Here is a 15486-nt window from a genome sequence, read left to right as displayed (position 1 = left end):
TTTACTTACTTTTGACCTCTATATATTTAAATTACAATGAAAAGAAATAGTTCTCAAGATCAAATTACTCGTAAGGAAGCCATGAAAAAGATGGGTAAGTACGCTGCGCTTACAGCGATGGGTACATTTCTTATCCTCAATCCTAAGCAGGCTCATGCCTCTTCTCCTCCTGATCCAGGTGGAAATCCTTTTGATTAAAAGCAAAAATTTATATTGAAGGCGAATTTCGCTCCAAAGTACATTCAAAGCATTGGAAATAGTTTTATACTATGGTTTCAAAGCTCAAACACGTATGCTGTAATTTCTGCGGAAGCTTACCGTATTTTAAAAATTTATCTACAATCTAAATCAGTTAAAGAGTTTGGTGAAAGTCTCTGTATTCAAGATCATAACCAAAAAGATAGATATCAAGAACTGTATATAGAATTAACAACTTTTTTAAAGACATCAAATACCGAGGATGAACTTCTAACCGAAGAACATTTTGATGACATTAAGATCCCTGATAAATTAATCTCTCGATCTTATGACTTCGGAAATAAAAAAATTAAATTACTTTTTGGATCTCCAAAAATAGAACAACTCTTCCACCCGCAATTAGCGCATTGTTCAGAAACCAGTGAAACTTCAGAAGGTATCATATTTAGTATTTTTGAGGTTGACGGGTACCTATTACTGTATAAAGATCAAACCTGTATATATAGCTGTCCTGTTAAAGATTATTATTTATTACAAGGGAGATTTGCATTAGAATTAACATCTGTAATTCATAATAAGGATAGTGATAAGTGGCTAGCTACCTTTCATGCTTCTACAGTTTGCAATTCAAATGAGGCTGTAATGTTAATTGGTGATTCAGGAAATGGAAAAAGCACATTATCTGCAATCTTGATGGCTAATGGTTTTGATTTACTTTCAGATGATTTTACACCTTTTTACTTCGAAGATTTGAGCGTTTATAGATATCCAGCTGCGATATCTATTAAAGAAGGGGCTTTCCTTCCTGTTGAAAATAATATCAAAGGTTTTAAATCCCTGCCCACCTACTACAACGGACCAAAAAGAATTAATATTAAATATGTTCCACCCTCAAAGGATTTTAAATCTTCAATAAAAAAATTGCCTTGTAATAAAATTGTATCTGTAAAATATTCTAAAGATTGCCATTCTACTTTTAAAAAAGTTTCCGAAGAAAACATTTTAAGGATTCTTATTCCAGACTCATGGATTTCTCCTAAACAAGAGCATGCTAAACAATTTTTAAATTGGCTTAGTACTATTGAGTTTTATGAACTTAATTACAGTGACAATGATTTTGCCATACAAAGTTTAAGGAGTTTGATGAGTGATTAGAATTTATTGGTGATATTTGTCTAAACTAAGTCTAATTACAATTGCTCAAAAATTCAAACATAGAAACGCATCAACTAATTGCTGATATTTTAAGCTTTGATAATGACAATTCTATCTTAAAAAAGAAGTTAGAAACTTCAAAAATTGATTGGGAGAATATCGTGCAAACTGCTAGTCGCCACCTCGTTCTCACGACTCTATATTGCAGGTTAAACCAAAAAAACCTATTGCATCTTTTACCTCAAGACCTTTCAGACTATTTAAAAGACATCACTTCAATTAATAGAAACAGAAATAAAAAATTAATTGAGGAAGCACAATCACTAACAGCTATGTTACAAAAGCATAATATTGAATTTGTTTTTATTAAAGGGATGGCATTACTTATTGGAGGCTATTTCAAGGATATTGGTGAAAGAATGATTGGAGATATTGATATTTTAGTCTTAGAAAAAGATGCTGAAAGCGCCTTTGATATCCTAAAAAAAGAAGGATATAGTAAGCTTGTAGAATTTAATTATGATAAGTCTAACTTCAGGCATCTCCCAAGGCAAATCAACGAAAAAAAATTAGCAGCAGTAGAAATACATACGCACGTCCTAAACCCGTCACATAGGTATTTGTTGCCCATAGATACTATTTTTGAAAGTAGATTATCTTCTAGTGACTACAGAACACCAAATAGTTATCACCTCAATCTCATCAATATCTTAACATCTCAACTTAATGATAAAAACTATTATTATAATACACTCAACTTTAAGAACTCCTACGACAGTCTCGTATTACGAATATTAAATCACATTGAAAATACTGATTTTAATAAATCTAAATTTGTTTTACACTTTATTAACTTAAATAGTGTTTGGTTTAGAGAACTTAATCTGATCAATGTATCTGGTCATAACACTCTAAGAATGAGAAGCTATGTACTAAAAATAAAATATAAAGAATTTGAAAAGAGCTTAAAATTAATAAAATTTGCAAGTTTTACTGTCATAAACAGACTGAACCTCTTCTTTATGAACAAAAGCTATCGCAATTATTTGTTTAACTCAATAATCTTTAGAAAAAGTTAGAGCCTTTTTACTTTTATTATTTGAACTAATTAGCTATTTTTGACCAAATTTTATATATGAAAAATTTAGTAGTAATTATATTAATGTTTTCTTGCGTTTTTAGTTTTGGTCAATCAAAATCTATGACCAAACGAGATTATAGAAACAGTAGAGATAACTGGGTATTAAGCGCTGGTGTAAATGCACTTGGTAATTTAGGAACCAGAAATCCTTTTGAGAGATTGGACGAATTTTCTCTTAAGCAACCCCTTGCTGTTGCCATAGAGCATAGATGGTCAAGATTTCTTTCTATTGAGCAAGATTTCACCTTTAATGGTTATGATAGTGGTACAACTATAGATAGAGGAACTTTAACGGAAGATGTATTATATTTTTCTACAAGTACAAATCTTAAATATTATTATTCAGATTATTTACTTGACGCAAACTGGTTAGATTTATACGTTGGTGGTGGGTTAGGTGTTTTTTCAATTGATGAGTTAAATACTTCTGCCAATCTTACGCTTGGAGCCTTGTTCTGGGTTAACGCTAATAGAACTATAGGAATCAGAATTCAAGGAGTTGGTAAATTTGCATTTAATGCTGATGACAAAGTTTTTGATAACAATCACTGGCAACACTCTTTACAAATGACCTTTAGATTGTAATTAATATCCCATAAAATTAAAATTCAACATTTCCCTAGTTTTATCATAAATTCTAGGGAATTGCTTTTTAAAGTCACTTGGTGTTTCTATAAATGTCTCAACAATAACCGCTATAAACTCAAACTGATTCGTAAAAGCATAATCCCTTAAAAAATTTGAAGCCACTAGTTTGGATTTCAGGTTGTCATCATCTTCCAGCATATTACTCAACTCCACAAAAGCATCTAAAAAAATTGCTGCACTAGTACTTCTTCTCCTCACTTTTAAATAGTAAAAATGAATGGCATGTGTAAATTCATGTATTGCCAAATTAAGATTATCATCCTCAATTTCATAACCATGTAAAACATCTTTCCAAGAAAACACTAAAGCTTTCAATCCCAAATTGAATTCACCTTTATGATATGCTTTATTAGTTTGAGAATAAAACTCATCTGGATAGATTATAACACGCTCTAAAGACTCTATTTGGTAATCCCTTAACCCAAATGTAAGTTTAACTAAGGTGGCAGAAATGATCACTCTCATCCGATCTGTAATCGCAATATCGTTTCCAATGAATTCAACTCTATCAATAAACTTATACAATCTATGCTCGAAAAAAGACTGGTGCTTTTTCGAGAGTTGTTGATAGAATTTAACCTCGTTTTGAAGAATTTGTTTTTGCGAACGTGATAACCTTTTTCTTCTTATATAAATATGATTAAAAAATAATTGTTTTTTGACATACTCCACATAAGCCATCTCAAAAAAGTAAAAAAGTACTTTAGCTCCAAATACAGCAATTATTACAAGTAAAATTATGGTTAGAATAGCACTAACCCACATCTCAACTAACTTATCTTCTTGCGAATCTAAAAATGTCAATATCAAATACATTATTATCATTCTAAAACTTTATTTTTTTTCTTCGGAAATTTTAATTGCTAAAAAGTCATCGCTTAAAAATACTAAAATCTCAAAATAGCAAAACAATCAAGCTTGACTACATACCCATTACATAAAATAATCAGTAAAGAGCTCTATACATTCTCAGCGGGTTTCTCCCGATTGCTTTTGGGATTAAAAACACTTTATAACGTTTACATTACATTAAGATTTAATTTTACGATATCAAGGGAAAGCTTTACAGGATTGCTAGGTATCTTATAAAACTCCTCTCTAAAAATCAAAAACCTAAGCTTATAAATTCAAGCGAGCTTGATTTAACGCTTAGGTTTTTTTGATTTATTCGTGACCTCGAGAGGATTCGAACCTCCAACCCTCAGAGCCGAAATCTGATATTCTATCCAGTTGAACTACGAGGCCAATTACATCTGCAAAAGCAGGTATCTTATGTTAAGATAATTTCGCTTTTACTATATTAGAAATCGTCTTCCCATCAGCCTGTCCTGCTAATTTTGAATTCACAATGCCCATAACCTTACCCATGTCTTTCATACCTTCTGCACCTGTAGATGCAATAGTTTTCATGACTTCAACAGTTATCTCTTCTTCAGTAAGTTGTGCAGGTAAAAACTTGCTAATAACTTCTGCTTGTGCCAGTTCTGGCTCAGATAAATCCTCACGATTCTGTTCAGCAAAAATAGCAGCACTATCTTTACGCTGCTTTACTAATTTGGATAAAATCTTAATTTCCTGCTCTTCGTTCAATTCTCCTTCTCCAGAGGTTTGAGCAAGCAATAGTTCAGATTTTACTGCTCTTAGAGCAGCCAATGCTGTTTGATCTTTAGCTTTCATGGCTTCTTTCATAGCAGCCATTATGTCCGTTTGTAAACTCATGTTAGATTCTGTTTTATTTAACTGCGAAGATAACAAAACTCAACTTATAATCTGGTGCTAAAATTTCAGTATAAAACATAAAAAACCCAAAAATTATATTTCAAATTTTTGGGTTTAACAAAGTGTGAAACACTAAACTAAATTTGCTACTAATCTACGTTGTCGTGTAAAAATGAATTGTTACTTCTTAATTGAATATCGTCGTTCTCATCACTGGAAACAGAAGTTCTTGAAGCGTTGGTTTCTGATGAATGCTGGGCATCCTGTAAATTCACACCTTGTCTTTTATATGCAGGTTCTTTCTCAATTTCATCAATTTTGGCAGTATTGAACTTGTAGTTGAAATCTTTCATTTTACGTCGTCTCTCATCTGCTCTTTCTTTTAATAAATCTGAAATTGGACTGTTCATAGGATCAATTTCCTCTCCAACATATTCTTCAGTAACTTCAGGCTTTACGGTCTTTTTCTCAAAGACAATCTCTTCTTCAACTTCTGGCTGCTTTTTAGTTTTAGTTTCATTCATTGCAGACTCATAGGTCATAAAATCATCTAGCGCATAACGTTTTTCACCTTCTTCATTAGCTTCAGTAACAGGTATGATCTCTACATGTTCTTTTACTTCTAGATCTTTTACGTCGTCTTCTAAGGTAAAAATTGTTGTATCGTCTTCCTCTTCCTTCGGTTCTTCTGTTTTTTCTTCCGAAGCGCCAAAAGATAATGGTAAGTCGAACGTGAGGGTAATTTGCTCTTCCTCTACTTCCTCTACTACATCTTGCTTTACTTCTTGGACTGGAGTGATGACAAAATCTTCTTCTTTTATTTTATGGTCTAAAACCTCATCATAGACCACGCTCATATTTTTAATAATATCTGTGGTGGTGATCAAATCGGTTTCTACCTTATTGGTAAAAAATTGATTATCCTCATCCTCATCTGTTAAGGTATGAACAACTACTTCTGGAGCTTTTTTCTCTTCCTTTTCAAGAATGATGTCTGGTCGTATAATTGCTGGATCATTATCTTTCACTCTAACATCATCATTTCTATCATCTTCTAAAGCATGAATCACTTTCTTTTGCTCTGTATTGGAAATCTCATGTTGTTGATCTAAATCAAAACCCGTTGCTATGATGGTAACAGAAATTGATTCCTGTAAAGATTCATCTTCTCCAACACCCATAATAATATTAGCTCCATGGCCTGCTTCAACTTGAATATGATCATTTATTTCCCCAATCTCATCAATGGTAATCTCTTGTGAACCAGAAACGATAAGCAACAATACGTTTTTAGCTCCAGTAATTTTATTGTCATTTAGCAACGGAGAGTCTAATGCCTTCATAATCGCTTCCTGCGCTCTTGTTTTGCCAGATGCAGTTGAAGATCCCATAATTGCAGTACCACTGTTACTAAGTACGGTTTTAGCATCACGTAAATCTATATTTTGTGTGTAGTGATGCGTGATTACTTCTGCAATACCGCGAGATGCTGTAGAAAGTACTTCGTCTGCTTTTGAGAAGCCTGCCTTGAAACCTAGATTTCCATAAACTTCACGAAGTTTGTTGTTATTGATAACTACCAATGAGTCTACGTGAGAACGTAATGTTTCTATACCCTTGGCTGCTTGTTCATTTCTTGTCTTACCTTCAAACTGAAATGGCATCGTCACGATACCTACAGTTAAAATATCCAGTTCTTTTGCTAGTTTAGCGATGATTGGTGCTGCTCCAGTTCCTGTTCCGCCACCCATACCCGCAGTAATAAACACCATTTTTGTATTGGTATCTAACATGCGACGTAAATCTTCTAAACTCTCTAGGGCTGCCTGCTCACCTACTTCTGGATTTGCGCCTGCTCCTAAACCTTCGGTCAAGTTAACTCCTAATTGGATTTTGTTTGGTACACCACTATTTTGTAGTGCTTGGGAATCTGTATTACAAATTACAAAATCAACTCCTTTAATCCCTTGTAGAAACATGTGATTAATGGCGTTGCTTCCGCCTCCACCAACTCCAATCACTTTAATGACGTTAGATTGGTTTTTTGGTAAATCAAATGCAATGTTGCCTAATTCATTGTTGTTGCTCATAAACCTACTTTTTTGATTGTATGGTTAAATCTTGACTTTAACCACAACTATTTTTTACTTTATTTGATGGACAAGCCCCAACCTGTCCCTAATTTTAATAATTATTTATTGACGATTCTCGCAATTATTCTGCGTTATCCAAAAAATCCTTAACGCGTTCTGTTAGTTTATCCAAAAATGACTTACGCTCTTTTTTTGGAATCTCTATAACTTCTTCTTCTTGCACAATATTTTCTTCGGAATTTTCTACTGTTACGGTAGACATTTCCTCAACTTCTTTCTCGATACGTTTGCGCTCTTGACGCTTTAAACCATCCATCACCAATCCTACTGCAGTTGCATAAAGCGGACTCGCAATATCCTCGTCACTTCCGCCTGCTAGATGCTCGTTAGGATAGCCTATTCTTGTATCCATACCAGTGATGTATTCAACCAACTGCTTTAAATGTTTTAATTGGCTGCCTCCTCCAGTTAAAACAATACCAGCTATTAACTTTTTCTTCTGCTCCTCGTGACCATAGTTTTTGATCTCAACATAAACTTGCTCTATAATTTCTACAACGCGAGCATGAATAATTTTAGAGAGATTTTTTAAAGTAATCTCTTTTGGCTCGCGACCTCTTAAACCAGGAATAGAAACGATCTCATTGTCTTTATTCTCGCCTGGCCAAGCAGATCCAAATTTTATTTTCAGTAATTCGGCTTGCTTTTCTATAATTGAGCAACCTTCTTTGATATCTTCTGTTACCACATTTCCTCCAAAAGGAATTACAGCAGTATGGCGAATAATACCATCTTTAAAAACCGCTAAATCTGTTGTACCACCACCAATATCAATTAATGCAACACCTGCTTCTTTTTCTTCTTGGCTCAAAACTGCATTGGCAGATGCTAATGGCTCTAATGTAATGCCTTCTAGCTCTAAACCTGAGCTTTTTACACAGCGCCCAATATTTCTAATAGACGATACTTGACCAACTACCACGTGAAAATTCGCCTCAAGTCTTCCACCATACATCCCGATTGGTTCTTTAATCTCTGCCTGACCATCAATTTTATATTCTTGAGGTAACACATGAATAATTTCTTCGCCTGGGAGCATTACCAATTTGTGAACTTGATTGATTAAGCGATCAATATCCTCTTCATCGATAACCACTTCAGAATTTGCTCTTGTGATATAATCACTATGCTGTAAACTTCTAATATGTTGACCTGCTATACCAACAGTAACATCCTCGATTTTCAAACCTGCTTCTGCTTCTGCCTCTTGAACAGCTTGCTGTATAGATTGAATGGTTTGTGTTATATTATTAACCACACCTCTATGCACGCCTAAACTTTTGGATTTTCCTATCCCTAAAATTTCGGCTTTGCCATATTCATTCTTTCGCCCAATCATTGCCACTATCTTGGTGGTTCCGATATCCAGTCCTACTGAAATTTTATTATTCTCCATCTCTTACTTTTTGGTGCAAATTACTTGCTTATCAAACTTTAGATTAACCCGTTTGTAATCATCTAATATGTTGTCTTTCATCGCTTTTTTATAAAAAGCTTTTAAATTGTTAATTTTCTTATCTAGCAACTCTATGGTTCCTAGATGGATATTAAAATCATGATTCCTAAATTTTAAATCAATCGTTTTATCCTCATTTTGATGTATTGCCACAACCCGCTTCACCAAAAAATCATCCTCTTGAATTTTTTTAGCAATAGCGTGTACATTTGCCAAATCATTCTTCTCAATGAACCCAATAATTAGAGGCACGCGTGCAGTATAATTCGTTGACAAAGGCATAAAGGAGCCTGTTTCATCAATGTAATATGATGCATTTGTGCTTACTCTTGCAATAGGTTTTTTTTGTTCAATTTCAGCAGTGACTAAGCCATCTACACTCATAAACACCTGTGCTTGCTTAATCATTGGATTAGAGTTTAGGGCAGATTCTAATTCGTTCAAATCTATAATTTCTTTAGGCTTATCCGTAACACTCTGTTGATTTTGTATTAACAATTTACTAACAGTCCCATGAGTTACGAAAAGGTTATCATCTCCAATAAATTTTATATATGGCGCTTCAACTTTTCTCGTTGCATTTCTTACATTGGAAAACGCATACAGAAAGCCCACTAAAACTAGCAGTAAAACAACTTTTATGTAGTTATAATTAACTCGCAAAACTCAGTGCTTTTTTAATATGTTTGACTTCTTCTCCAATATCGCCAGCTCCAATAGTTAAAATAATGGGTATGTTTTCGTTTTTTATAGCCTCAATCAAATTTGATTTATGAACCAGCCTTTTATTTTTATTTTGTATTTTATCTAATAACCATTGCGATGTTATACCTTCAATAGGCAATTCGCGAGCTGGATAAATATCCAATAGAAAAATGGCATCAAATTGCGAAAGACTTTTAGCAAAATCATCAGCAAAGTCTTTAGTCCTACTGAACAAATGTGGCTGAAAAACCGCCAATACCTCTTTATCTGGATACATTTCCCTTACCGCTTGGTGTACCGCATTGATTTCTTCGGGATGGTGAGCATAATCATCGATATACACTAAATCATCGGTTTTGATCTGGTAGGTAAACCTGCGTTTCACACCTTTGTAAGACGCTAAAGCTTTGGCGAGCTGTGGCTGAGGGAGGCCATATTCTACAGACATCGCCAAGGCTATTAATGCATTAGACAGATTGTGTCTGCCTGGTAGGCTAAATTTAAAATCTTTAAGTAGCTCTTTTGGTGTCTTTACATCAAAAACATAGCTACCATCTATAATTTTTATATTTTCTACGGAATAATCGCTGTCATCCTCGATACCATAGGTAATCCCTTTAATTGGCAATCCGTTTTTGACAAACAGCTTTCCGTTTGGTTGTATTCTTTCTGAAAAATCCTTAAATGATTTTATTAATTCTGAAGCATCGCCATAAATATCCAAATGATCTGCATCCATTGATGTGATACACGCAAAGTCTGGAGACAATGTTAAGAACGAGCGATCAAACTCATCTGCCTCAACCACGGTTACTTCTGTTCCGTTTAATATCAAATTTGAATTATAGTTCTCACTTATTCCGCCAAGAAATGCAGTAACCTCAACATCACACTGCTTCAATAAATGGCCTAAAATGCTTGTTGTGGTTGTTTTTCCGTGGGTACCAGCAACTGCGAGACAAAAGGTTTGCTTTGTAATCTCTCCCAAAACTTGAGATCGTTTCATCACCCCATAACCATTTGAAATAAAATAGTTGAGCTCACTGTGGGTTTTTGGGATAGCTGGTGTGTAAATAATCTGGGTTGTTTTTATATCTAAAAAAGCGTTCTCAATTAGTTCAATATCATCTTCAAAATGAATTGAAACCCCTAAATCTTCCAGCGCATCTGTATTATCACTTTTCGTTTTGTCATAACCACCAACAGTCAATCCTTTAGCTACAAAATAACGAGCCAATGCAGACATACCGATGCCTCCAATACCTATAAAATAAATGTTATTTGCTTTATCTAAATTCATTTGGCTTTCAATAGTTTTTCAACCTGGTCTGCGATATCCTTTGTTGCATTTACCAATGCTAATTTTTTTATGTTGTTACTTAATTCCTCTCTTTTTTCCGAAGAGATCATTAAAGCATCAAATTGAGTTTCAAACTCTGTATTCAATTCGCTTTCTTTTATTAAAATTGCTGCGTTTTTATTTGTAATAGCTTTTGCATTTTTAGTTTGATGGTCTTCTGCTACGTTTGGCGATGGAATAAAAATAACTGGTTTTCCTACCACACACAACTCTGAAACCGAGCTCGCTCCTGCTCTGGAAATAATGATATCTGCAGCTGCATACGCCATGTCCATATTATTTAAAAACGCATGTACTTGTACGTTTTCCATTTCATTGTGGTGTTTATATTGCTGATAATACAATTTGCCACATTGCCAAATTATTTGAATGTTCTGCGATTGAAAATAGTCTAGTTTTTCTTCAATGAGCTGGTTTACGCGTCTAGCGCCTAAACTTCCGCCCAAAACCAAAAGTGTATGTTTGCTGTGGATTAATCCAAAAGCATCTTTACCTTCTATATGTTTGTTTTCTATTCCCAATAGATCTTTACGAATAGGATTACCGGTTAAAATGATTTTTTTCTTCGGAAAAAACTGCTCTAAACCTTCATAAGCCACACAAATTTTATCGACTTCCTTTGACAACAATTTATTGGTAATTCCCGGATAAGAATTTTGTTCTTGTATCAAGCTAGGGATTCCTTTTGAGGTCGCAGATTTTAATAATGGTCCGCTTGCAAATCCGCCAGTTCCAATAGCTACGTCTGGTTTAAATGTGTTTATAATTTTTCTAGATTTTAAAAGACTTGAAATGAGCTTAAAAGGGAACGCTAGGTTTCTTAACGTTAATTTTCTTTGAATTCCCGAAATCCAAAGTCCTTCAATTTGATAACCTGCTTGTGGTACTTTCTCCATTTCCATACGATCTAATGCGCCTACGAATAAAAACTCTGCGTCGGGAAAACGAGATTTCAATTCGTCTGCGATAGCGATTGCAGGATAGATATGTCCTCCTGTTCCGCCTCCAGATAATATGATTTTATAGTTACTCATTACAATGCTTCACTTAAAATTTCTAACGGGTTATCTTCATTAATTTCTTGTTCTTTTATTTGCTCTCGTTTGGCACTTACACTTAAAATAATGCCAACTGCGAGACAGGTCATCCAAATGGATGTTCCTCCACTACTTATTAATGGCAATGTTTGACCAGTAACAGGAAATAATTCTACTGCAACTGCCATGTTTATTAATGCTTGAAATATAATTGGAAGACCTACTCCTAATACGAGCAATTTTCCGAAGATAGTACCCGATTTTTGAGACACAATTACAATTCTAAATAGCAACCAAGAGTACATCACCAATAACACCAAACCGCCTATCAAACCGTATTCCTCAATAATAATTGCGAAAATAAAATCTGACGAGGATTGTGGCAAAATATTCTTTTGAGTACTTTTTCCCGGTCCTTTCCCTTGAATTCCTCCAGAGGCAATCGCAATTTTTGCGTTTTCAATCTGGTAATCTGCTTCGGTATCTTCACCATTTGCAAAATTTTCTATACGACTCATCCAGGTATCGATACGATTTGGCATAACCTCGGGAAATGCTTTCGCAATCAACACAAAAAGAGCCAATGCTAATATTCCAGTACCAATTATGACCGCTATATATTTTATGGGATAACCACCAATAAACGTCAACATCATCACCATTAAAAACATAATGGCAGTTGTAGAAAAATTTGCGGGCAAAATGAGAATGAGTATTATAAAGACCGGAGCCCAAAGTGGCAATAATGTTTCTACGAATTTAACCTCTCTTTCTTGAATTTTTGACAAGTATCTTGCCACGTAGACCATTAATACAACTGCTGCAAGAGTAGAGGTTTGAAATGACATTCCAACAAACGGTATTTGAATCCATCTACTTGCGTTTGCCCCATCAATTGTTGTACCCTGAAGCATAGTAACAATCAACAAAACGATCACAATTGGAATCATTACCATAGATAAACCCCGAAAATAGCGATATGGTATTTTATGAACTCCATACATGATAGCAAAGCCCAAAAACAAGTGCATAAAATGCTTTACAAAAAAGCTGAACGTACTTCCAGAACCTCCAACATATGCTAAATTACTGGCAGCACTATACACAGGAAGAAATGAGAAAATTGCCAGTAATGCAGCAATTGCCCAAATTAACCGATCTCCTTTTATGTTTTTGAATAGTGTTTGCATTTTTTGTCAATCTATCTTACGATGCAGAGGTTATTTTATTGTTATTAATAAGATTTCTGCTTTCGTTTTAATTACTTACAAATTTCTAACTGCATCTTTGAATTGACGACCTCTATCTTCATAGTTTTCGAACAAATCAAAACTTGCACAAGCTGGCGATAATAGTACGTTTTCTCCTGCTTCTGCTATTTTATAAGCAATTTTAACTGCCTCGCTCATATATTCAGTTTCAACAATAATATCTACCATATTACCAAAACTGTCCATCAACTTTTTATTATCAACGCCCAAGCAAATGATTGCTTTTACTTTTTCATTTACAAATTGAAATAACTCTTGATAATCATTCCCTTTGTCAACGCCTCCCACAATCCAAACCGTTGGCGCATCCATACTTTCTAAGGCATAATAGGTTGCATTTACATTTGTTGCTTTTGAGTCATTGATATATTGTACTTTGTTTATCTTAAGTACGTTTTCCAAGCGATGCTCAACACCTTGAAAATTCTCTAAGCTTTCTCTTATGGTTTGCTTTCTAATTTTAAGCAAGTGCGCCACAGTTGAGGCAGCCATTGCATTTTTAATATTGTGTTTACCCTCTAAAGCTAAATTTTTTGTTGGCATAATTATCTGGTTATTATCTATTGTTATTTTTATATTTTCTTTGTCTAAATACGCTCCATTTTCAATGGTTTTTGTCAATGAAAATGGCAATAATGTGGATTGTACAGGATGTGCTTTCAACCACTTTTCAATCACTTCATCATCTGCATCATAAATGAAATAATCTTCTTTGGTCTGGTTTTCGGCAATCCTGAATTTTGAGGCGATATAGTTTTCAAATTGATATTCATATCTATCTAAATGATCTGGAGTGATATTTGTCAAAACCGCAATATGCGGTCTAAAACCTTTGATATCATCCAACTGAAAACTGCTAATCTCCAACACATAGTTTGGATGGTTTTTTTCTAAAATCTGTTTAGCAAAACTATCTCCAATATTGCCTGCCAAACCAACATTCAGCTCCTGTTTTAAGAGATGGTGCGTTAGTGCTGCAGTTGTTGTTTTACCATTGCTACCTGTGATTCCCACAAGCGTTGCATTAGTAAATTTTGATGCAAATTCAATTTCTGAAACAATTTCAATCCCGTTAGCTCTAATCTGTTTTACAAGCGGTGCTTTGTCTGGAATTCCCGGACTTTTCATCACCATCTTAGCAGTTAGAATCTTTTCTTCGGAATGTTTCCCACCCTCAAATTCAATCTCATTATGTATAAGAACTTCTTTGTACTTTTCTTTTATTATTCCTTGATCTGAAACAAAAACATCATAACCCTTTGCCTTTCCTAAAAGCGCAGTTCCCACTCCACTTTCTCCTCCTCCCAGTATAACTAATCTCTCTTTCTTCATTTATATTCCCATTTTGCTCAACTACACAAAATTTATTTTTCTTTTATTTCCGTATCAACTGCGGATTAAAAATTTATCTCAACTTCAATGTCACTATTGATAGAATGGCGAGAAAAATACCCACGATCCAAAAACGTGTCACTATTTTACTTTCATGATATCCAGACTTTTGATAATGGTGATGTAATGGTGACATTTTGAAAATACGTCGTCCTTCACCAAACTTTTTTCTTGTGTACTTAAACCAACTTACCTGTAAAATGACCGATAGGGATTCAGCGAAAAATATTCCGCAGAGCAAAGGAATTAGCAACTCTTTACGTACCGCGATAGCTATTACAGCGATGATACCACCAATTGTTAAACTTCCTGTATCTCCCATAAATACTTGAGCTGGAAAGGTATTGTACCATAAAAACCCAATGAGAGCTCCCACAAATGCTGCTATAAAAACCACCAGTTCTCCCAAACTTGGAATGAACATGACATTGAGATAATCTGAAAAAACGATATTACCTGAGATAAAAGCGAAAATAGCTAGTGCAAAAACGATTATTGCAGAACTTCCTGCTGCGAGACCATCAATACCATCGGTTAAGTTGGCACCATTTGAAACTGCTGTAATAATGAAAATCACAATTGGTATAAAGATGAGCCAGGCATAATTTTGGTAACCATCACCCATCCAGGACATAAGTTTTGAATAATCAAATTCGTTATCCTTTACAAACGGGATTGTTGTTTTTAGAGACCTATTTTCTTCCGCATAAAATTCTCCCGGAGAGTTTTGAGTAATCATCTCGTTAGAAAATTCTGGATTAATTTTTTCTTGTTTAATAGTAACTCCAGGATGAAAATACATCACTGCGCCTACAAAAACACCAAGACCAACTTGACCTAATACTTTAAACTTACCACTAAGGCCTTCTTTATTTTTCTTAAAAACCTTTATGTAATCATCAATGAAACCTATAAGTCCCATCCACAATGTTGTCACTATTAACATCACTACATAAATGTTATCTAATTTTGAAAATAAAAGCACAGGCACCAAGGTCGCGAAAATGATGATAATCCCACCCATTGTTGGTGTACCAGCTTTTTCAACTTGACCAGCTAAGCCTAAATCCCTAACTGTTTCGCCAACTTGTTGACGTTGTAAGAATGCTATGATTTTTCTTCCGAAGATTGTAGAAAGCAACAATGAAAATATGATTGCCAATGACGCTCTAAATGTGATATATTGAAACACACCTGCCCCTGGCAATTGATACTGTTGTTCTAAATATTCGAATAGATAATATAACATTG

14 protein-coding genes and 1 tRNA gene are annotated in these 15486 nt (G+C 34.4%); 4 read left to right on the top strand and 11 right to left on the bottom strand.

All coding sequences use genetic code 11. From position 1 onward, the window contains the following. Positions 1 to 36 precede the first annotated feature (36 nt). Genes GQ40_RS17780 through GQ40_RS16535 form a run of 4 tightly spaced genes read left to right on the top strand, consistent with a single transcriptional unit; the run spans position 37 to position 3079 of the window. Positions 37 to 198: a hypothetical protein gene (locus tag GQ40_RS17780; protein WP_197052691.1), complete on the top strand. Its 162-nt coding sequence runs from the start codon at positions 37 to 39 to the stop codon at positions 196 to 198. A gap of 15 nt (positions 199 to 213) precedes the next feature. Beyond that, positions 214 to 1353, top strand: coding sequence for a hypothetical protein (locus GQ40_RS16545; protein ID WP_047550976.1), 1140 nt, complete (start codon positions 214 to 216; stop codon positions 1351 to 1353). Between the two features lie 41 nt (positions 1354 to 1394). Continuing rightward, positions 1395 to 2432 (top strand): nucleotidyltransferase family protein, encoded by a 1038-nt coding sequence (locus GQ40_RS16540; protein WP_047550973.1) that lies wholly within the window; start codon positions 1395 to 1397, stop codon positions 2430 to 2432. 56 nt (positions 2433 to 2488) lie between these two features. After that, the gene (locus tag GQ40_RS16535) at positions 2489 to 3079 is read left to right on the top strand and encodes a hypothetical protein (RefSeq protein ID WP_047550970.1); all 591 of its coding nucleotides are present in this window, start codon (positions 2489 to 2491) and stop codon (positions 3077 to 3079) included. On the opposite strand, the gene GQ40_RS16530 is transcribed toward GQ40_RS16535, so the two are convergent. From GQ40_RS16530 to mraY, 11 genes are all read right to left on the bottom strand, one after another. Beyond that, positions 3080 to 3967 carry a zinc-dependent peptidase gene (locus GQ40_RS16530; protein WP_081990237.1) on the bottom strand — a complete coding sequence of 296 codons (888 nt, stop codon included), beginning with the start codon at positions 3965 to 3967 and terminating at the stop codon, positions 3080 to 3082. Positions 3968 to 4313: 346 nt separating this feature from the next. After that, positions 4314 to 4387: transfer RNA gene (locus GQ40_RS16525), tRNA-Arg, on the bottom strand. 30 nt (positions 4388 to 4417) lie between these two features. After that, on the bottom strand, positions 4418 to 4861 hold the full coding sequence (locus GQ40_RS16520) for a GatB/YqeY domain-containing protein (protein ID WP_047550967.1): 444 nt from the start codon (positions 4859 to 4861) through the stop codon (positions 4418 to 4420). A 149-nt stretch (positions 4862 to 5010) separates the two neighbouring features. After that, positions 5011 to 6951 (bottom strand): cell division protein FtsZ, encoded by a 1941-nt coding sequence (gene ftsZ / locus GQ40_RS16515; protein ID WP_047550964.1) that lies wholly within the window; start codon positions 6949 to 6951, stop codon positions 5011 to 5013. Between the two features lie 124 nt (positions 6952 to 7075). Continuing rightward, complete coding sequence (gene ftsA, locus GQ40_RS16510; protein ID WP_047550962.1) at positions 7076 to 8410, bottom strand: cell division protein FtsA; 1335 nt, start codon at positions 8408 to 8410, stop codon at positions 7076 to 7078. A gap of 3 nt (positions 8411 to 8413) precedes the next feature. Then, complete coding sequence (locus tag GQ40_RS16505) at positions 8414 to 9133, bottom strand: cell division protein FtsQ/DivIB (protein WP_047550958.1); 720 nt, start codon at positions 9131 to 9133, stop codon at positions 8414 to 8416. Next, positions 9123 to 10475, bottom strand: a complete 1353-nt coding sequence (gene murC, locus GQ40_RS16500) for a UDP-N-acetylmuramate--L-alanine ligase (RefSeq protein ID WP_047550955.1) — start codon at positions 10473 to 10475, stop codon at positions 9123 to 9125. Before murC ends, GQ40_RS16505 begins: the two co-directional genes overlap by 11 nt. Further along, positions 10472 to 11569, bottom strand: coding sequence for an undecaprenyldiphospho-muramoylpentapeptide beta-N-acetylglucosaminyltransferase (gene murG / locus GQ40_RS16495; protein WP_047550951.1), 1098 nt, complete (start codon positions 11567 to 11569; stop codon positions 10472 to 10474). Before murG ends, murC begins: the two co-directional genes overlap by 4 nt. After that, entirely contained in the window at positions 11569 to 12762 is a 1194-nt protein-coding gene (locus tag GQ40_RS16490; RefSeq protein ID WP_047550948.1) for an FtsW/RodA/SpoVE family cell cycle protein, read from the bottom strand. Before GQ40_RS16490 ends, murG begins: the two co-directional genes overlap by 1 nt. Before the next feature lie 75 nt (positions 12763 to 12837). Then, positions 12838 to 14175 (bottom strand): UDP-N-acetylmuramoyl-L-alanine--D-glutamate ligase, encoded by a 1338-nt coding sequence (gene murD / locus GQ40_RS16485; protein WP_047550945.1) that lies wholly within the window; start codon positions 14173 to 14175, stop codon positions 12838 to 12840. Between the two features lie 73 nt (positions 14176 to 14248). Further along, the gene (mraY, locus tag GQ40_RS16480) at positions 14249 to 15484 is read right to left on the bottom strand and encodes a phospho-N-acetylmuramoyl-pentapeptide-transferase (protein ID WP_047550942.1); all 1236 of its coding nucleotides are present in this window, start codon (positions 15482 to 15484) and stop codon (positions 14249 to 14251) included. Positions 15485 to 15486: the final 2 nt, after the last annotated feature.

This window comes from Psychroserpens sp. Hel_I_66, from assembly GCF_000799465.1.
In the GTDB taxonomy this organism is placed as follows: Bacteria; Bacteroidota; Bacteroidia; order Flavobacteriales; family Flavobacteriaceae; genus Psychroserpens.
Note: the sequence above shows the minus strand (reverse complement) of the source record. Positions and strands in the feature narration are given on the sequence as shown.

Coding starts and splice junctions, on each gene's coding strand:
- GQ40_RS17780 (WP_197052691.1), top strand. CDS start 37: ATGAAAAGAAATAGTTCTCAAGATCAAATTACTCGTAAGGAAGCCATG.
- GQ40_RS16535 (WP_047550970.1), top strand. CDS start 2,489: ATGAAAAATTTAGTAGTAATTATATTAATGTTTTCTTGCGTTTTTAGT.
- GQ40_RS16530 (WP_081990237.1), bottom strand. CDS start 3,967: ATGATAATAATGTATTTGATATTGACATTTTTAGATTCGCAAGAAGAT.
- GQ40_RS16520 (WP_047550967.1), bottom strand. CDS start 4,861: ATGAGTTTACAAACGGACATAATGGCTGCTATGAAAGAAGCCATGAAA.
- ftsZ (WP_047550964.1), bottom strand. CDS start 6,951: ATGAGCAACAACAATGAATTAGGCAACATTGCATTTGATTTACCAAAA.
- ftsA (WP_047550962.1), bottom strand. CDS start 8,410: ATGGAGAATAATAAAATTTCAGTAGGACTGGATATCGGAACCACCAAG.
- murC (WP_047550955.1), bottom strand. CDS start 10,475: ATGAATTTAGATAAAGCAAATAACATTTATTTTATAGGTATTGGAGGC.
- murG (WP_047550951.1), bottom strand. CDS start 11,569: ATGAGTAACTATAAAATCATATTATCTGGAGGCGGAACAGGAGGACAT.
- GQ40_RS16490 (WP_047550948.1), bottom strand. CDS start 12,762: ATGCAAACACTATTCAAAAACATAAAAGGAGATCGGTTAATTTGGGCA.
- murD (WP_047550945.1), bottom strand. CDS start 14,175: ATGAAGAAAGAGAGATTAGTTATACTGGGAGGAGGAGAAAGTGGAGTG.
- mraY (WP_047550942.1), bottom strand. CDS start 15,484: ATGTTATATTATCTATTCGAATATTTAGAACAACAGTATCAATTGCCA.